We start from the raw sequence: 18,259 nt of genomic DNA, 5'->3' as shown, positions 1-18,259 counted from the left end.
CCCCGGCTCAGAGCGTGATCGTCGCGCCGAAAATCGGCTCGAAGGCGCGGCGCAGCGCGGCGTCGACGGCCGCCAGATCCGAGCCCGCGCCGAGATCGGCGAGGCTGGTGACGCCGAGATGCGACTGGCGCACGCCGCAGGGCGCTATGCCGGAAAAATGCGTGAGGTCCGGCGCGACATTGAGCGCCAGCCCATGGAAAGTCGTCCAGCGCCGCACGCGCACGCCGATCGCCGCGATCTTGTCCTCGGCCGGCTCGCCGAGCAGTCCCGCGGGCTTGTCCGGACGCCGCGTCCATACGCCGACGCGATCCTCGCGCCGCTCGCCGGCGACGCCGAGCGCGGCGAGCGTCGCGATGAGCCAGGCCTCGAGCGCCGACACATAGGCGCGTAGATCACGCTTGCGGCGCGTGAGGTCTAGCATCACATAGGCGACGCGCTGGCCGGGGCCGTGATAGGTGAATTGGCCGCCGCGCCCGGTGCGATGCACGGGAAAGCGCGCATCCAGGAGATCGGCCTGCTTGGCCGAGGTTCCGGCGGTGTAGATGGGCGGATGCTCGAGCAGCCAGACGCGCTCCGCCGCCGAGCCGTCGGCGATGCGCTCGACCAGAGCCTCCATTTCGGCGACCGCCGCCTCATAGGGAACGAGGCCCGAGGCCACGATCCATTCCACCGGCGGCGAGTCCGCCAGCGGGAGCAGAGAGACGGCGCAGGCGTCGCGCGGCGACGGAGCGGTCATGATAGAAAATATCGCAGTGCGGTCATGGCCCGGAATGTATCGCGTCGCGCGGCGGCGCTCCAGCAGGGCGCGCCGCTCGATCGTCGCTATTTTTTCGCCGATTTGCCTTTCCGCGGCAGCGGAAATTCCGCGCTCTCGTAAAGTCCGCGAATGGCTGCGCCGGTGTAGGTCGTCTCCGCCACCTCGAGCGAGCAGCTTCCGAGCAGGGCGGGAGGCATGTCCTCCACGGCGTAGCGAATGGCCTCCGCGGCCTGGGCGAAGCGCCGGAATTCGATGGAGTTCTGGTAGGATCTCGGCCGCTTGGCGAAAATCTTGGACGAGAACAGGCCCGCTTCCATCCCGTAATCGAACTCGCTCATCGCTCGTCTCCCTGTCGTCCACACGTGCGGCGCGAACATCGCCACGGCGCCGCGCTGCGGCGCATGTGGACGAGACGACGCGAGCGACGCGCAACCTTATGCGGAGCGAGAAATTACCAGGCGAATTCCATTCCCGCTTCCGTCACGACACGTTCGAGACCGTCCCGGTCTCCTTTGATGACATATTGAAACCCGGCCCCGCTGTCGGGCAGCAGGCGCGTGATCCGGAATGTCTCCTTTTCCGATCGCGCGCCGATCCGGTGATAGATTTGCGCGCCGAGACGAAACTTATGTGTCGGCGCCTCTTTGCGAAGCCGCTGATGGCGGGAGAGCTCATTCGAATGCGCGCTCATTATCGGCCCTTTCGGAGTAGGCCTTTTTTCGGCGGAGTAAGCTTTTTCTCGAATGGAGCGCGACGCGCCGATCCCGAAAGAACGACGCGTCTCCATCGGGGCCGGGCCCCGCGCTCGCCGCCGGTACATCCGCGGTCGACGAGCGGGGCCCGATCGCCAGAAGGATCAGGCGGCGACCTTCAGCTGATCGGCCGAAGATTTGCCGCTGCGCGAGTCGACGACGATCTGATAGGAGAGCTTCTGACCTTCGGCCAGACCCGGCAGGCCGGCGCGCTCGACAGCGCTGATATGAACGAAGACATCGGCTCCGCCGGCCTCCGGCTGAATGAAGCCGAAACCCTTTTGAGCATTGAACCATTTTACGGTGCCGTTCTGCATGACTGGTCCTTTCGAAGAACGAGTGTCCGGGCGCTCGCGCGATGCGACGCCCCACATGATCGATGTTCTGGAGAGGAAGTCATTTTCCCGGGAGCGCCACTGGGGCGCGAAGCAGGAGCCGTCCGGCCGAAACTCGATTAGTGCCTATTTGGTGCGTCCTGGCGCACAATACAAGCGTGGCCGCCGAATAAGCCGCAAAGCCTCCGCCTCTCCTTGCCCGCCCTGCTCCTTGCTGCGCCTCTCCTTGCGCTCCCCGCCCCGCCCGCTATAGACGGCGCTGTCTCCTCTCCCATCTAGAAGCCCCATGTCCGTCCTCGCCGTCTATCTCCGCGTTCTGGCGCAGCTGAAGCCGGAAAAGCGCCTCGCGACGATCCTCGTCGCCGCCAATCTCGCCGTGGCCATCGCGCAATTCGCCGAGCCCATGCTGTTCGGCCGCGTCATAGACGTGCTCACCAAGGCGCAGGCGGCCGCGCAAAAGCTCGCCTGGAGCGATCTCGTGCCGCTGCTTTCGGCCTGGGCCGGCTTCGGCCTTTTCTCCATCGGCGCCTCCGTGCTGGTCGCGCTGCACGCAGACCGGCTGGCGCATCGGAGCCGCCTCGCGGTGATGGCCGCCTATTTCGAGCATGTGCTCGATCTGCCGTCGAGCTTTCACGCCGGCGCGCATTCCGGCCGATTGCTGAAGGTGATGCTCGAGGGCGCCTCCGGCATGGCGGGCCTGTGGCTGTCCTTCTTTCGCGAGAATTGCGCCTCTTTCGTCGCGCTCTTCGTGCTGCTGCCGGCGACGCTCTTCGTCAATTGGCGCCTCGCTCTGCCGCTCATCGTCCTCCTCGTGATCTTCGGCGCGCTCACCTCTTTCGTCCTGCGCCGCACCGAGCAATTGCAGAGCAAGGTGGAGCGTCACCATTCCTCGCTCGCCGAGCATGCTTCCGACGCGCTCGGCAATGTCGCCGTGGTGCAGAGCTTCACCCGCGTGCAGAGCGAGACCAATGCGCTGCGCCGCATCATCGACGAATTGCTCGCCGCGCAAATTCCGGTGCTCTCCTGGTGGGCGCTGGCGGCGGTGGCGAGCCGCGCCTCGGCGACGCTCACTCTGCTGGTCATCTTCCTGCTCGGCGCCTGGCTGCATTTGCAGGGCCTCGCCTCCATCGGCCAGATCGTCGCCTTCATGAGCTTCGCCACCATGCTCATCGGACGGCTCGAGCAAATGGTCGGCTTCCTCAATGTGCTGTTTCTGCTCGCGCCCAAGATCGCCGAATTCTTCGCCATTCTCGACACGCGCCCGACCGTCGCCGATCGCGAGGATGCGCGCGATCTCGGCCGGCTCGCGGGCGCGGTCGCCTTCGAGCATGTGACCTTCTCCTATGGCGGCAATCGTCCGGCGCTGCGCGACGTCTCGTTTTCGGCGCGGCGGGGCGAGACCATCGCGCTCGTCGGCGCGACGGGCTCCGGCAAATCGACGACGCTCGGCCTGCTGCATCGCGTTTTCGATCCGGCGCAGGGGCGCGTGACCATCGACGGCGTCGACATTCGCGACATGACGCTGACCTCGCTCCGCCGCAACATCGGCGTGGTGTTTCAGGAGCCCATGCTGTTCGCGCGCTCGATCGAGGAGAATTTGCGCGTCGGCAAGCCGGACGCCAGCGAGGAGGAGATCGCCCGCGCGGTGGAGCTGGCGCAGGCGCGCGATCTGGTGGCGCGCCAGAGCGAGGGGCTTTCGACGCTGGTCGGCGAGCGCGGCCGCACGCTGTCGGGCGGCGAGCGGCAGCGTCTCTCCATCGCTCGCGCGCTGCTGAAGGACCCGCCGATCATGATCTTCGACGAGGCGACCAGCGCGCTGGACGCGACGACCGAGCGTCAATTGCAAGAGGCGCTGGAGGCGGCGACCAAGGGCCGTACGACCTTCGTCATCGCGCATCGTCTGGCGACGGTGCGCCATGCGGATCGCATATTGGTGCTGGATCAAGGCGCGATCGTCGAGAGCGGGACCTTCGACGAATTGGTGGCCAAGGGCGGCCTTTTCGCCAAGCTCGCCAGCGCGCAGTTCATCACCGCGGCGTCCTGACCCCCTCGCCCCGGGCGAGCGGGGCCGCCTCCACAACATATCGCGGCGCTGTTCTTGCCTTCCCCGCTATTTTGTGGCGCTCTGGCGCGCATGATATTCCAGCGGCTCCGACTCCTCGGCTTCAAGAGCTTCTGCGAGGCCACAGATTTCCTGATCGAGCCGGGCCTGACCGGGGTCGTCGGGCCGAATGGCTGCGGCAAATCCAATCTCGTCGAGGCCCTGCGCTGGGTCATGGGCGAAAGCTCCTATAAGAACATGCGCGGCTCGGGGATGGACGACGTCATCTTCTCCGGCGGCGGCTCGCGCCCGGCCCGCAATGTCGCCGAGGTCGGCCTCGTCCTCGACAACAGCTCCCGCACCGCCCCGGCGGCCTTCAACGACGCCGAGACGCTGGAAATCACCCGCCGCATCGAGCGCGAGGCCGGCTCAACCTACAGGATCAACGGCCGCGAGGTTCGCGCCAAGGATGTGCAGCTGCTGTTCGCCGACGCCGCCACCGGCGCGCGCTCGCCGGCGCTGGTGCGCCAGGGGCAGATCGGCGAGATCATCTCGGCCAAGCCGCAGGCCCGACGCCGCATTCTGGAGGACGCCGCCGGCGTCGCCGGCCTGCATTCCCGCCGCCACGAGGCGGAGCTGCGGCTGACCGGGGCCGCCGAAAATCTCACCCGCCTCGAGGATGTGTTGAAACAGGTCGACGGCCAGACCGAGAGCCTGCGTCGCCAGGCGCGGCAGGCGCAGCGCTATCGCGCCGTCGCGGCCGATATCCGCAAGAACGAGGCGCTCGCCGCCTTCATCGCCCATCGCCAGGCGAGCGAGCAGTCGAAGACCGCCGAGCGCAAGCTGGAAGAGGATGTGAAGCTCGTCGAGCAGCGCACGCTGCAGCAGGCCGAGGCGGCGCGTCTACAGGCGATCGCCGCCTTCGAGCTGCCGAAGCTGCGCGAGAAGGAGGCCGAGGCCGGCGCCGCTCTGCATCGGCTGATCGTCGCCCGCGACGCGCTGGACGGCGAGGAGAAGCGCGCCAAGGAGCGCATCGCCGAGCTGACCCGCCACGCCGAGCAGTTCAGCCGCGACGTCGAGCGCGAGCGCGCGCTGATCGACGACGCCGCCGAGGTGACGCAGCGGCTCGAGGACGAGCGCGGCGAGCTGGCCGAGCAGGACGCCATCGGCGCCGAGCGCGAGGAGGCGGCGCGCGAGCGTCTGGCGGAAATCGAGGAGGCGCTGGCCCGCACCGAGGCCGAGCTCTCCGAGGCGCAGCAATCGCTGGCCGGCGTCAACGCCCAGCGCGGCGCGCTGGAGGCGGCGCTGCGCGAGGAGACGCAGCGCGTCTCCCGCTTCGAGGCCGAGCTGACCCGCGTCGAGACGGAATTCGCGCTGATCGCCGGCCAGGGCGGCGCGGTGGAGGAGGTCGAGCGCCTCGCCGAATCGCTGGAAATGGCCAGCGAAGCCGCGCACGAGGCCGACGAGACCGCGCTGATGGCCGAAGCGGCGGCGATCGAGGCGCGCGAGGCGGAAAGCCTGTCGCGCCAGCCGCTGGCCGAGGCCGAGAAGCGCGCCGGACGGCTCGAGACCGAGGCGCGCACGCTGGAAAAGCTGCTCGAATCGGGCGGCGGCGATCTCTGGGCGCCGATCGTCGAGAGCGTCAGCGTCGAGAAGGGCTATGAGACCGCGCTCGGCGCCGCGCTGGGCGACGATCTCGACGCCTCCATCGAGCCCTCCGCCCCGGCCCATTGGGCGCTGACCTCCGGCGCCGACGATCCGACCCTGCCGCCGGGCGTGCGCTCGCTTTCGGAAAGGGTGCAGGCCCCGCCGGCGCTGGCCCGGCGCCTCGCGCAGATCGGCGTCGTGCTGCGCAGCGAGGGCGCAGCATTGCGCACGATGCTGAAGCCCGGCCAGCGCCTCGTCTCCAAGGAGGGCGACCTCTGGCGCTGGGACGGATTCACCCAGGCCGCCGAGGCGCCGACGCCGGCCGCCCGCCGCTTGGCTGAGAAAAACCGCCTCGCCGATCTGCGCCTCGAGGCCGCCGCCGCCCGCGAGGCCGCCGACGCGCTCGCCGACGAGGCGCAGACGGCCCAGGAGCAGGCGCGCGCCGCCGCTCTGGCCGAGAGCGCCGCCCGCGAGGCGCAGCGCCGCTCCCGCGCGGCGCTCGAGGAAGCGCGCGAGCGCCATGTCGTCGCCGAGCGCCGCCTCGGCCAGATCGCGCAGCGTCTCTCCGCGCTGCAGGAGGCCAAGGCGCAAATCCTCGCCAATCGCGACGAGGCCGCGATGAAGCGCGAGAGCGCCGCCCAGGCGCTGGACGCGCTGGACGAGCCCGCCTCGCTGGCCGGCGCGGTGGAGCATGTGCGCTCCCGCGCCGCCGCCGAGCGCGCCCAGGCCGGCGAGGCGCGCGCCATGCTCACCGCTCTGCGCCATCAGGCGGAGACGCGCGCCGCCCGCAAATCGGCGATCCAGCGCGAGAACGCCTCCTGGATGGAGCGCCGCGACCGCGCCCAGGACCGTATCTCCGAATTGGAGCGGCGGCTCGAGGATTCGCGCGAGGAGCAGGAGCGCATCGCCGATTCGCCGGAGACCTTCCTGCTTCAGCGCCGCAATCTTCTCTCCGCGATCGAGGAGGCGGACGCCGCCCGCCGCGCCGCCTCCGACGCGCGCGCGACCGGCGAGACCACGCAGGCCGAGGCCGACCGCGCCGCCCGCATGGCGCTCGAGGCGATGAGCGCCGCACGCGAGGAAAAGGCCCGCAGCGAGGCGCAGCTCGAAGCCGCGCGCCGCCGCTCGGCGGATGTGGAGCACGCGATCGCCATGGAATTGGAGAGCGAGCCGCGCTCGCTCGCCGAGCTCGCCGGAATCACCGGCGAGGAGACGCAGTTGCCCGCCATTCCCGATGTCGAGCGCAAGCTCGAAAGTCTGAAGGCCGATCGCGAGCGGCTGGGCGCCGTCAATCTGCGCGCCGAGGACGAGCTCGCCGAGATCGAGACGCAGCGCGACAAGATGATCGCCGAGCGCGAGGATCTCGCCGAGGCGATCAAGAAATTGCGCGGCGCCATAGCGAGCCTCAACAAGGAAGGCCGCGAGCGCCTGCTCGTCGCCTTCGAGCAGGTGAACGCGCATTTCAAGGAGCTGTTCAGCCTGCTGTTCGGCGGCGGCACGGCGGAATTGCAGCTCATCGAGAGCGACGATCCGCTTGAGGCCGGCCTCGACATTCTCGCGCGTCCGCCGGGCAAGAAGCCGCAGACGATGACGCTGCTCTCCGGCGGCGAGCAGGCGCTCACCGCAATGTCGCTGATCTTCGCGGTGTTCCTCACCAATCCGTCGCCGATCTGCGTGCTCGACGAGGTGGACGCGCCGCTCGACGATTACAATGTCGAGCGCTTCTGCGATCTCTTGGACGATATGCGCAAGAAGACCGACACGCGCTTCGTCGCCATCACCCACAACCCCATCACGATGGCGCGCATGGATCGGCTGTTCGGCGTGACGCAGGCCGAGCGCGGCATCTCGCAGCTCGTCTCCGTCGATCTGGAGCAGGCGGAGCGATTCTCGCAGGCGAGCTGAGCGCGCGGCCCGCTCCCCGACCCTCCCCCGCTACGCGGGAGAGGGGGGCGATTCGGCGCTTCATCGACGTTTCGCGCAACGCCTGCCGGCTTCCCTCTCCCGCGATAGTGAGGGAGGGGGCGCAACGCTACTCTCAGCGAGCCGCATTCAACGCCTGATCGAGATCGGCGAGAATATCGTCGATATGCTCTATGCCGATGGCGAGGCGCACATAGCCGGGCGTCACGCCGGTCGCGATCTGCGCTTCGGGCGAGAGCTGCGAATGCGTCGTCGTCGCCGGATGAATGGCGAGGCTGCGCGCATCGCCGATATTGGCGACATGATAGAACAGCTTCAAAGCGTCGATGAAGCGCCGCCCCGCCTCCAGGCCGCCGGCGAGCTCGAAGCCGACCAGCGCGCCATATTTGCCCTTCAGATATTTGTCGGCGCGCTCACGCTCGGCGCCGTTCTGGCGCGACGGGTGAATCACTTTCGTGACCTCGAAGCGCTCGCTGAGAAAATCCGCCACCGCCTGCGCATTAGAGACATGCCGCTCGATGCGCAGCGGCAGAGTCTCTATGCCCTGCAGCGTGAGGAAAGAATTGAACGGCGAAGGCGCGGCGCCGAGATCACGCAGCAATGTCGTGCGCGCCTTGATGATATAGGCGACGGGGCCGAGCGGCCTGACCGCCTCCACCCAGACCGCGCCGTGATAGCTCGCATCCGGCGTGTTGAGCGCGGGCTGGCGCTCGGGAAATTTCTCCCAATCGAAATTGCCGCCGTCGATGATCGCGCCGCCGATCGACGTGCCATGGCCGCCGATATATTTGGTCGTCGAATAGACGACGATCGCGGCGCCATGCGCGAGCGGCTTCACCAGCAGCGGCGCGGCCGTGTTGTCGGCGATGAGCGGGACGCCATATTCGCGGCCGATCGCCGCCACTTCCGCGATCGGGAAAACGGTCAGCTTGGGGTTCGGCAGCGTCTCCGCATAATAGGCGCGTGTGCGATCATCGGTGGCGCGTCGAAAATTCTCCGGATCGCTCGGATCGACGAAGCGCACCTCGAGGCCCTGGTCCTTCAGCGTGTTGGCGAAGAGATTCCAGGTGCCGCCATAGAGATCGGTGGAGGCGACGACATTGTCGCCGGCGCGCGCCAGATTTTGCAGCGCGAAGGCCGAGGCCGCCTGTCCCGAGGCGAGAGCCAGCGCCGCGACGCCGCCCTCGAGCGCGGCCAGACGCTCCTCGAGCACGGAGGTCGTCGGATTGCCGATGCGCGTGTAGATATTGCCGAGCTCCTTCAGCGCGAAGAGATCGGCCGCGTGCTGCGAATCGCGGAACTGGTACGAGGTCGTCTGATAGATGGGCGGCGCGACGGCGCCGGTCGTCGGATCGGAACGCCAGCCGGCGTGGAGGGCCAGGGTTTCGGGATGCTTGCTGTCAACGGGCATTTCCGTCCTCGCTCTTTTCTCTTTTATCGCGCCGAGGCACGTTCATGAGGGCGCGCCGATAGAGCGGACATGCTCATCGGAGACAGGATCTCGGAAACATGCTCTCGGCGGACGCGCTCATGACCGGATTAAACCGGATTATTAGTCTACGAGCAATGTGGGGTTTCGAAAGGTCCGCGGCCGCGTCCCGCGCGACGATCCGCCGCGACCGGAAGCGTCCGGCGGGCCGCCGCGGCAAATTGAAACGATTCTTGCTTACCCCCATTTGTCGCGTCGAGACGCGCGGCGCCGTTTCGTGGGCGCCGCGCCATAGAACAAGCGGGGAGAATTGCATGGCCTTGAAGATCATCGCGTCGCAATGCACGGTTTGCGGAGCTTGCGAGTTCGACTGTCCCACCGCCGCCATTCGCATGAAGGGCGACACCTATATCATCGACCCCAAGAAGTGCACGGAATGCGACGGCGAGACTCCGCATTGCGCCGAAGTTTGTCCGGTTCCCGACACTTGCGTCCCTGCGTGACGCCCTGACGCGACGAGATAGTCGGCGATATGAGCAGCCCTCCCCGGCGGGGTTTTCCCCGGGGAGAGGCGGAAGCGCGTTTGCTTTCAGCGGCCCGGCGCGGTAGAGCGCCGCCGCGTTTTCCGCACGAGGGCGACGGCCGCGCGCCTCGGCCGGCCCCGTTCCAGCCCGTCGAGCGACGCCATCGCCGTTCGACGGGGAACTGCGGCTCGTCATGACGGAGCAATCGTCTTCGCGCCGCCGCGACGAGCCGCCTCGGCGAGGCGAAGGTCGAAAGTGACGAGCGTATAGTCACGATTTTCGCACAGAGCGAGATGCAATGCGTCCGGTGCCGAAAGCTTCAGCGCGAAGTCGCGCATGAGACGATCCGCCAGCGCCATATCGCGCGGAAGAGTGTCGATCGGGGTTGTCATGCGCCGCGCCCATTCGTCGAAATCGTCGAGCGCTTCACGCATGATCGTCTCGCTCGCCGGCTCGACACGAAACCGTCGCGACAATACGGCCGCGAATTCGATCCTCGCGAAATCGCCGATGAATAATTCGCCCGGATTCGAATCGATCCAAGCGTCCGTCGCAGCCGAATGGACATCGGAGACGAAGAGCGCGACGAGCAGATTGGCGTCGAGATAGAAACTCACCGATCGCTGTCCCGCATCTCGCGAATGATCTCGACCGCGTCTTCGCCGAGTGGGGGACGGGCGGCGCGACGCGCGCGCAGTCGCCCCATTTCTTCGACCGTCATTTTATCGGGCGCGCCCGCGCTCGGACGCAATTCGACGACAGGCTTGCCATGGCGCGTGATCGTGACGGTCTCGCCGCGCAGGGTTTCGTCGATCAGGCGCGAGAGCTGCTCTTTGGCCTTGGCGATGGAGTAGCTGGGCATGTGGCGGCTCCAATATGGTCATTTTCCAAGAAAATAGGTCATTTTTCTTCATAATGGAAGCGGCCCCGCCACCGGGAGAAACCGCAAAACCACCCCGCTTGACTCTCCGCCGCGGCGGAGTCAGCATGAGAACAAATTGGCAACATACTGAAGATCGGGGACCCGATGTCGCGCAGCGGCTCATCGGAACGCATCGTCTTTTTGCGTCGACGGATCGCCGCGCTGGAGGCGGGCGGCGACGCGCCTGCGCCTGCGGCCGTCCCGATGTCGAGACTGCGGGACGACGGCCTCTCGCGCCTCTTCGATCCGCGCCGCAGCGGCCTCGGCGAGGCGCTGCCGGCCCGGCCGACCGACGCCGCGGCGGCGGCCGGCTTCGCCTTCTCCCTCGCGCTGCGTCGTCTGCGCCTGAAGCCGCAGGGCGGAATCGTCTGGATCGCCGAGGATATGGCGGCGCGCGAGCTCGGCCTGCCCTATGGGCGCGGCCTGCAGGCGGCGGGCCTCCCGCCGGAGCGGCTGGTGCTGGCGCGCACGCGCCGCCCGCGCGAGACGCTGTGGGCCATGGAGGAGGCGCTGAGAAGCGGCGCCGCCGTCGTCGTCGCCGAGAGCTGGGCCGAGGCGAGCGCCTATGACCTCACCGCCTCGCGACGACTGGCGCTCGCCGCCCGCCGCAGCGGAAGCCTCGGCCTGCTGCTGCTGCCCCGCGCCGCGGGCGCCGCGCAAAGGCTCGCCAGCGCCGCCGAGACGCGCTTCGAGATCGCCGCCGGCGCGCCGCCGCCGCGGGCCGAGGGCGCGCCCCGGCCTCTGCCCGGCCCGCCCGCCTTTCGGCTGCGCGTCGTCAAGGCGCGCGGGCTCGTCGGCGCCTTCGACCCGCAGGCCTGGCGCGACATCGTCTTCGACCATGAGGAGGCTTGAGCTCCATGCGTTGCCTCGCCTTGTTCCTGCCGCGCCTTCCGACCGACCGGCTCTCGCGCCGGCCGCAGCCGAAAAACGCGTCCTCCGAGACGGAGGCGCCGCTCGCCGTCTGGGCCAAGCTCGGCGGCGCCGAGCGGCTGACCGCCGTCGACGCGCGCGCCGCGGCGGACGGGCTCGTCCCCGGCATGGCGGTCGCCGACGCGCGCGCCATGCGCCCCGCCCTGCGGCTGGCCGAGGCCGACCCGCCGGCCGACGCCGAGCTGCTGGGGCGGATCGCCGATTGGTGCCGGCGCTTCACCCCGCTCGCCGCGACCGATCCACCGGATGGACTCCTCATGGATGTGACCGGCGCGGCGCATCTCTTCGGCGGCGAGGCCGCGCTGCTGACGGAGGTCGAGCGCCGCCTCGCCGCCCAGGGTTTCGCCGCGAGGGGGGCGATCGCGCCCGGCCCGGCGCTGGCGCGGGCGCTGGCCCGCTTCTCGCGGCTGCGCCATGTGGCGGAGGGGACGACGCAGACGGAGCTGGAGGCGATCGCCGCCCGCCTGCCCGTCGCCGCGCTCGAGCTCGACCCGGCGGCGCGCCACAGGCTCGATCGCGCCGGGCTGCGCAGCGTCGGCGATCTGCTCGCGCGGCCGCGCGCGCCGCTCGCAGCAAGGCTCGGGACAAAGGCCATGGCGCGGCTCGACGCCATCGCCGGCCGCAGTCGCGAGCCGATCTCGCCGCGCTTCGAGGCCCCGGATTTCATGGCCGAGCGCCGCTTTCCCGAGGGGCTCACGCGGCAAGAGGACATAGAGCGCACGCTGGACGGCCTCGCCCGCGAGCTGTGCCTGCTGCTCGAGCGCCATGGCGTCGGCGCGCGGGCGCTGGAGGCGGTCTTCTACCGCGTCGACGGCGCCGTCGCCCATATCGAGACGGGGACCAGCCGGCCGCTGCGCGACCCCGAGACGATCGCCCTGCTGCTGCGCGAGCGCCTCGCCGTTCTCGCCGAGGAGGGGCTGGACACCGGCTATGGCTATGATGTGCTGCGGCTCGGCGCCGCGCGCGTCGAGCGCTGCGATACGCCGCAGCAGCATTTCGAGGAGCGGCATCTCGGTCTCGCCGAGCGAAAGAGCGAAAGCGGCGGCGGCCTCGACGATCTCGTCGATCGGCTCGGCGCGCGGCTCGGCCCCCGCCGCGTGCTGCGAGTCTATCCGCAGGCGTCGCATCTTCCAGAGCTCGCCGTGGCGCTTCGGCCCGCCTCCGCCCCCGCGCCCGCGGCGATGGAAGCGGCCGCGCCGTCCCGCCATCTGCGTGAAAACGGCGCGCCTTCGCGCCCTTTGCGGCTGTTCGAGCAGCCGGAGCCGATCGAGGCGGTGGCGCTCACGCCCGACGGGCCGCCGCTGCGCTTTCGCTGGCGGCGGCTCCTACACGAGCTCGCCGCCTATGAAGGGCCGGAGCGCATCGCGCCGCAATGGTGGAGCGCGCCCGCGGACGCCGCGACCCGCGACTATTTCTACGTGGAGGATCGCGAGGGCCAGCGCTTCTGGCTGTTTCGCGAGGGACTCTTCGGCCGCGAGAGCGCGCCGCCGCGCTGGTTCGTGCATGGCTTGTTCTAATGGCTGTTGCGAGTCCGCGCGTCATCTTATCGTCACGCTCGGGGGCGAAACCGAACCATGCTCTCGCGGCGACGTTTTCTCGCGACGCCAGGATGAACGACGGGGGACGGCGGCCTGCGCCGGCGTCTCATCCGATCGCCCCCGGGGCGTGCGCAACAGGGAACTCGAAAATCCTATGAATGGACGCCGCGAGGCCCGTCGGTCGCCTTTGAACTCCGCCGCCCGACGTCGTATCGAAGAGGCATATTCCGCGCATTTTCGCAGACGCCTCGAGGAAAAAGAGAAATTGAAACGGCCAGACAGCGATCTCACCGAGACGGGCGCCGCAACGCCCGCCAACGCCGACGAAAGGCCGAACCCGGACCAGCGCGCCGCCGGCCTCGATTTCCTTTCGACGGCCCGCCGCATGATCGCGCCGAGCCTCGGCAAGGCGCTCGGCGGAATCGCCAGCCTCGCCGTCTTCGCGCTGGCGGGCTTCGCTCTGGCGAGCGCGATCTCGAGCGTCAAATTCTCCGACGTGCGCGGCGCCATCGCCGCGATGAGCGCCGAGCAGATTTTCGCCGCTCTGCTGCTCACCGCGCTCTCTTATGTCGCGCTCACCGGCTATGACGCGCTGGCGCTGCGCCAATTGCGGCTGCGCGTGCGCTATCGCATCGCCGCGCTCGCCTCCTTCGCGAGCTACGCCTTCTCCTTCAATCTCGGCTTTCCCGTCGTCACCGCGGCCGCGGTGCGCTATTGGATCTATGCGCGCGTCGGCGTGACCGCCGTGCAGGTCGCCAATGTCACCGTCATCGCGGGCGTGACCTTCTGGCTCGGCATGACCTCGGTCGTCGGCGTCGGCCTCATGGCGCGGGCCGGCGAGATCGGCGCGATCGACAAGCTCCCGGCCTTCGTCAATTTCGCGCTCGGCCTCATGATCTGCGCCGGCGTCGGCTATTACATCGTCTGGGTGTCGCTGCGCCCGCGCCGTGTGCGGCTGCGCGGGCATTTCTTCGAGCTGCCCGGCCTCGCGCCCACCATCGGCCAGACGCTGCTCGGCGTCGTCGATCTGTGCTGCGCGGCGGCCGCGCTCTATGCGATCTTGCCGCAGGATCCGAATCTCGACTTCGCCACTTTCGTCTCGGTCTATGTCTTCGCCTGCATACTCGGCGTCATCAGCCATGCGCCGGGCGGCATCGGCGTTTTCGAGGCGACGATGCTGAACGCGCTGCCCTCCCATTCGCAGGAGAGCCTGCTCGCCTCGCTGCTGCTGTTCCGCGTCATCTATTATTTTCTGCCCTTCATCCTCGCGCTCGCGCTTCTCGGGGCGGACGAAGGCTCGCGGCGCTGGAACAGCCTGCGCGAGACCATCGCGCGCATATTGGAGGCGCGCGAGTGAGCGCCTGCGCGACGGGCTGTCGGGTCGCCGCTCGTCGCTCGTGAACACAAGGCGGCTTCATCTCATTCCTCCAGGCGACACAGTGACGAGAGGACCAATGCCGGATCTGCGACGACGCTATCAGGGCGAAGCTCTGCTCGGCCTGGTCATCGACGCGCTGCCAGAAGCGGTCTTCGTCATCGATTCGGAGGCGCGCATCGTCGCCGCCAATCGCTCGGCGCGCTCGGTGCTGCCGTCCCTGCGCCCCAATGACCCGCTGGCGCGCAGCCTGCGCTCGCCCGATGTGCTCGACGCGCTGGACCGCGTGCTGCGCGGCGCCCAGCCGGAAAAGGTCATCTGGCTCGAGCGCCTGCCGGTGGAATGCTGGTTCGAGGTGCATATCGCGCCGCTGCGCCTCGAGGGCTATGAGAACGCCGCCGTGGTGAGCCTGCGCGACCTGACCGAATCGCGGCGCGTCGAGCGCATGCGCGTCGACTTCGTCGCCAACGCCAGCCATGAGCTGCGCACGCCGCTCGCCTCGCTGCTCGGCTTCGTCGAGACGCTGCTCGGCCCGGCCCATGACGACGCCAAGGCGCGCGACCGCTTCCTCACCATCATGCGCGACCAGGCGCAACGCATGTCGCGGCTCGTCGACGATCTGCTCTCGCTCTCGCGCATAGAGCAGCATCTGCATCTGCGTCCGGACACACCGGTCGATCTCGGCATTCTCGTCGCCCATATCGTCGACACGCTCGCGCCCATGGCGGAGGATGGCGGCATAGAGCTGAAGCTCGACATCGCCGAGCAGGTCGTCGCCCCCGGCGACCGCGACGAGCTCGCCCGCGTCGCCGAAAATCTCATCGAGAACGCCATCAAATACGGGGCCGGGCCGGTCGAGATCTCGCTCTCCCCGCTCGGCGCCTCCGCCGTCTTCTCGGTGCGCGACCACGGCCCCGGCATTCCGCCGGAACATCTGCCGCGCCTCACCGAGCGTTTCTATCGCGTCGACGCGGGCAAGAGCCGCGCCAAGGGCGGCACCGGCCTCGGCCTGGCCATCGTCAAGCATATCGTGGCTCGCCACCGCGGCCGGCTCGCCATAGATTCCGCGCCAGGGAAGGGCGCCACATTCCGGGTGTTTCTGCCTCTGATCGACCCAGAAAAAGCCGAAAGCCCCTGAGCCATCGCAAATTATCTCTGTATAATCCGATAGATGACTTGTCATGCGACAGTCATCCAACCGTCGTAAAACCCTCGTCGCGCGGCTCTAGGGTGCGCACCGCTGGGGCGCTGAACGCGCGCCGACACAGTGAACCTCGAGTTCGAAAGAGACCGAACATGATCTCCAAAGTTCTTCATCGAGTCGCACTGGCGACGAGCCTGGCCGTGGCGACGGCCGGCGCCGCCTTCGCGATCGATATCTCGGGCGCCGGCGCCACCTTCCCCTATCCGATCTACGCCAAATGGGCGGACAGCTATAAGAAAGAGACCGGCGCCGGTCTCAATTATCAGTCGATCGGCTCCGGCGGCGGCATCAAGCAGATCAAGGCCCGCACGGTCACCTTCGGCGCTTCCGACCAGCCGCTGAAGGCCGAAGAGCTGGAGGCCGCCGGCCTCACCCAATGGCCGCAGGTGATCGGCGGCATCGTGCCGGTCGTCAATCTGGACGGCGTCGCCTCCGGCGATCTCATCCTCGACGGCAAGACGCTCGGCGCCATCTTCCTCGGCGAGATCACGAAGTGGGACGACGCCGCGATCAAGAAGCTGAACCCGAAGTCCAAGCTGCCGTCGGCGGCGATCGCCGTCGTGCATCGTTCGGACGGATCGGGCACCACCTTCAACTTCACCAATTACCTGTCCAAGGTGAGCGCGGATTGGAAGTCCAAGGTCGGCGAGAACGCCTCGGTCGAATGGCCGGTGGGCATCGGCGCCAAGGGCAATGAAGGCGTCGCCAACAATGTCGCCAACACCAAGGGCGCGATCGGCTATGTCGAATATGCTTACGCCAAGCAGAACAAGATGACCTTCGTCAAGATGGTCAACAAGGACGGCAAGGTGGTCCCGCCGACAACCGAGAGCTTCCAGGCCGCCGCCGCCAACGCCGATTGGGCCAAGTCGCCGGGCTTTTACCAAATCCTGACGGACGAGCCGGGCGCGAAATCCTGGCCGATCACCGCCGCGACCTTCATCCTGTCGCCCAAGCAGCCGCAGGACGCCGCCTCGACGGCCGAGGCGCTAAAATTCTTTGGCTGGGCCTTCGCCAAGGGCGGCAAGGCGGCCGAGGAGCTGGATTACATCCCGCTGCCCGAGTCTCTCGTCGCGTTGATCAAAAAGAGCTGGGCCGCCAATCTGAAGGGCTCGGACGGCAAGCCGCTCGCCAATTGATTTTGGAGTCCGGCTTGGATCAAATGGATCGGTTTCCCTGGCGGCCGCGATGCGGCGACCGCCAGGCTTCCCTTTCCCGCAGGGCGAATGGCGTCGCGCGGCGGGGCTTTGCGTGGAAATGGCCTTGACCGAACAAACCTTCGAAGACCCCGGCGTCGACAACCTCGCCAAGGAAACACACGTGTCAGATATTGCGTTCATCGGCGCGGGAGCGAAGTCCGCGGAGATTGATCGACGCCAGACGCTCGGAAAGCTCGGCCTGTTCGACAGGCTCTTTCACAAATTGACGTTGTCCGCCGCCGTCCTCGTGCTGCTGCTTTTAGGCGGCGTGATTGTTTCGCTGATTCAGGGCTCCTTGCCGGCGATCCGCGCCTTCGGCTTTGGTTTTCTTGGTTCGCAATCCTGGAATCCCGTCACCGATAATTTCGGCGCCATGGCGCCGATTTACGGGACGGTGACCACATCGCTGATCGCCATGCTCGTGGCCGTTCCCGTGGGGCTTGGGGTCGCGGTGTTTCTGACCGAGCTGTGCCCGCCGCCGCTGCGCCGGCCGATCGGCATGGCGATCGAGCTGCTGGCCGGCATCCCTTCCATTATCTACGGCATTTGGGGCCTCTTCGTGCTCGCCCCGTTCCTGCAGCAATATGTTCAACCGGCGCTGATTTCGACCTTCGCCGACACGCCCGTGCTGTCGACGCTGTTCGCCGGCCCGCCTTATGGCATCGGCGTGCTCACGGCGGGGCTCATCCTTGGCGTGATGGTGCTGCCCTTCGTCGCCTCCATCTCGCGCGACGTATTCGAGACCGTTCCGCCCGTGCTCAAGGAGGCGGCGTCGGGCATTGGCTGCACGACCTGGGAGGTCGTGCGCTATGTCGTGATTCCCTACACGCGCGTTGGCGTTATCGGCGGCGTGATGCTGGGCCTTGGCCGCGCGCTTGGCGAGACCATGGCGGTGACCTTCGTCATCGGCAACGCGCACAAGATTTCCGGCTCGCTGATCGCGCCGGGCACGACGATCTCGGCCACCATCGCCAATGAATTCACCGAGGCGGTCGGCGATATTTACACGTCGTCGCTGATCGAATTGGGTCTGATCCTGTTCGTCATCACCTTCGTCGTTCTCGCCTGCGCGCGCTTGCTGCTGATGCGCATCGAGCATAAGGCGGGAGCCTGATCATGTCGCTCTATGGCTCGCGTCGCCGCAACAACATTCTCGCCGCCGCGCTGTGCTGGACGGCCGCCGTCTTCGGCCTGTCCTGGCTGGTGATGATCCTTGGCGCCCTGGTCTACGAGGGGGGCAAAGGCCTGTCGCTGGACGTGTTCACGCAAATGACGCCGCCCCCAGGCGCCGCCGGGGGGTTGCTCAACGCAATGGCGGGCTCGCTGATCATGAGCGTCATCGGCGTCGCGGTCGGCGCGCCGCTTGGCATGCTGGCCGGCACCTATATGGCGGAATACGGACGCTATTCGAGGCTGACCGTCGTCATCCGTTTCATCAATGACATTCTGCTGAGCGCGCCGTCGATAGTCATCGGCCTGTTCGTGTATGAATTGCTAGTGGCGCGCATGGGGCATTTCTCGGCGATTTCCGGCTCGGTGGCATTGGCCATATTGGTGATTCCGGTGGTGTTGCGCACCACCGAGGACATGCTGCTGCTGGTGCCGGGCTCGTTGCGCGAAGCGGCGACGGCGCTTGGCCTGCCGCGCTCCTATGTCATTCAGCGCGTCGCTTACCGCGCCGCG

At 67.8% G+C, this 18,259-nt stretch carries 17 protein-coding genes; 10 read left to right on the top strand and 7 right to left on the bottom strand.

Translation table 11 applies throughout. The annotated features are described in order from the left end of the window. Positions 1–7: 7 nt before the first annotated feature. From lipB to VIF40_RS00690, 4 genes are all read right to left on the bottom strand, one after another. On the bottom strand, positions 8–736 hold the full coding sequence (gene lipB / locus VIF40_RS00705; RefSeq protein ID WP_331935594.1) for a lipoyl(octanoyl) transferase LipB: 729 nt from the start codon (positions 734–736) through the stop codon (positions 8–10). Positions 737–822: 86 nt separating this feature from the next. Continuing rightward, on the bottom strand, positions 823–1,095 hold the full coding sequence (locus VIF40_RS00700) for a hypothetical protein (protein WP_331935593.1): 273 nt from the start codon (positions 1,093–1,095) through the stop codon (positions 823–825). A 113-nt stretch (positions 1,096–1,208) separates the two neighbouring features. Continuing rightward, entirely contained in the window at positions 1,209–1,448 is a 240-nt protein-coding gene (locus VIF40_RS00695) for a hypothetical protein (RefSeq protein WP_331935592.1), read from the bottom strand. A 165-nt stretch (positions 1,449–1,613) separates the two neighbouring features. Then, positions 1,614–1,826: a cold-shock protein gene (locus VIF40_RS00690; protein ID WP_331935591.1), complete on the bottom strand. Its 213-nt coding sequence runs from the start codon at positions 1,824–1,826 to the stop codon at positions 1,614–1,616. A 304-nt stretch (positions 1,827–2,130) separates the two neighbouring features. Between VIF40_RS00690 and VIF40_RS00685 the strand changes: the two genes are divergently transcribed. Together VIF40_RS00685 and smc are read left to right on the top strand one after the other, a co-directional pair. After that, complete coding sequence (locus VIF40_RS00685; RefSeq protein WP_331935590.1) at positions 2,131–3,888, top strand: glucan ABC transporter ATP-binding protein/ permease; 1,758 nt, start codon at positions 2,131–2,133, stop codon at positions 3,886–3,888. 90 nt (positions 3,889–3,978) lie between these two features. Further along, complete coding sequence (gene smc, locus VIF40_RS00680; RefSeq protein ID WP_331935589.1) at positions 3,979–7,437, top strand: chromosome segregation protein SMC; 3,459 nt, start codon at positions 3,979–3,981, stop codon at positions 7,435–7,437. Positions 7,438–7,570: 133 nt separating this feature from the next. On the opposite strand, the gene VIF40_RS00675 is transcribed toward smc, so the two are convergent. Further along, positions 7,571–8,866 carry an O-acetylhomoserine aminocarboxypropyltransferase/cysteine synthase family protein gene (locus tag VIF40_RS00675; protein ID WP_331935588.1) on the bottom strand — a complete coding sequence of 432 codons (1,296 nt, stop codon included), beginning with the start codon at positions 8,864–8,866 and terminating at the stop codon, positions 7,571–7,573. Positions 8,867–9,198: 332 nt separating this feature from the next. On the opposite strand from VIF40_RS00675, the gene VIF40_RS00670 reads away from it, so the two are divergent. Beyond that, the gene (locus VIF40_RS00670; RefSeq protein ID WP_331935587.1) at positions 9,199–9,387 is read left to right on the top strand and encodes a 4Fe-4S dicluster domain-containing protein; all 189 of its coding nucleotides are present in this window, start codon (positions 9,199–9,201) and stop codon (positions 9,385–9,387) included. Positions 9,388–9,599: 212 nt separating this feature from the next. Here VIF40_RS00670 and VIF40_RS00665 read toward each other — a convergent pair whose 3' ends face one another. Next, the gene (locus VIF40_RS00665) at positions 9,600–10,025 is read right to left on the bottom strand and encodes a type II toxin-antitoxin system VapC family toxin (protein WP_331935586.1); all 426 of its coding nucleotides are present in this window, start codon (positions 10,023–10,025) and stop codon (positions 9,600–9,602) included. After that, positions 10,022–10,270 (bottom strand): type II toxin-antitoxin system prevent-host-death family antitoxin, encoded by a 249-nt coding sequence (locus VIF40_RS00660; RefSeq protein WP_331935585.1) that lies wholly within the window; start codon positions 10,268–10,270, stop codon positions 10,022–10,024. Before VIF40_RS00660 ends, VIF40_RS00665 begins: the two co-directional genes overlap by 4 nt. A 165-nt stretch (positions 10,271–10,435) precedes the next feature. Between VIF40_RS00660 and VIF40_RS00655 the strand changes: the two genes are divergently transcribed. The 7 genes from VIF40_RS00655 to VIF40_RS00625 form a co-directional block, all read left to right on the top strand. Next, positions 10,436–11,182: a hypothetical protein gene (locus tag VIF40_RS00655; protein WP_331935584.1), complete on the top strand. Its 747-nt coding sequence runs from the start codon at positions 10,436–10,438 to the stop codon at positions 11,180–11,182. Between the two features lie 5 nt (positions 11,183–11,187). Continuing rightward, positions 11,188–12,777 carry a DNA polymerase Y family protein gene (locus VIF40_RS00650; RefSeq protein ID WP_331935583.1) on the top strand — a complete coding sequence of 530 codons (1,590 nt, stop codon included), beginning with the start codon at positions 11,188–11,190 and terminating at the stop codon, positions 12,775–12,777. A 175-nt stretch (positions 12,778–12,952) separates the two neighbouring features. Continuing rightward, on the top strand, positions 12,953–14,155 hold the full coding sequence (locus tag VIF40_RS00645; protein WP_414684729.1) for a lysylphosphatidylglycerol synthase domain-containing protein: 1,203 nt from the start codon (positions 12,953–12,955) through the stop codon (positions 14,153–14,155). A 97-nt stretch (positions 14,156–14,252) separates the two neighbouring features. Beyond that, complete coding sequence (locus tag VIF40_RS00640) at positions 14,253–15,311, top strand: ATP-binding protein (RefSeq protein ID WP_331935581.1); 1,059 nt, start codon at positions 14,253–14,255, stop codon at positions 15,309–15,311. A gap of 158 nt (positions 15,312–15,469) precedes the next feature. Beyond that, positions 15,470–16,516: a phosphate ABC transporter substrate-binding protein PstS gene (pstS, locus tag VIF40_RS00635; RefSeq protein ID WP_331935580.1), complete on the top strand. Its 1,047-nt coding sequence runs from the start codon at positions 15,470–15,472 to the stop codon at positions 16,514–16,516. A gap of 181 nt (positions 16,517–16,697) precedes the next feature. Next, complete coding sequence (gene pstC, locus VIF40_RS00630) at positions 16,698–17,690, top strand: phosphate ABC transporter permease subunit PstC (RefSeq protein WP_414684731.1); 993 nt, start codon at positions 16,698–16,700, stop codon at positions 17,688–17,690. A gap of 2 nt (positions 17,691–17,692) precedes the next feature. After that, a partial coding sequence (locus VIF40_RS00625; protein ID WP_331935578.1) for an ABC transporter permease subunit occupies positions 17,693–18,259 on the top strand: 567 nt, incomplete at its 3' end.

The sequence above is a fragment of the Methylosinus sp. genome (genome assembly GCF_036560965.1).
Lineage (GTDB): Bacteria > Pseudomonadota > Alphaproteobacteria > Rhizobiales > Beijerinckiaceae > Methylosinus.
The sequence above is the reverse complement of the archived record's forward strand: the minus strand, read 5'-3'. Positions and strand labels throughout refer to the sequence as shown.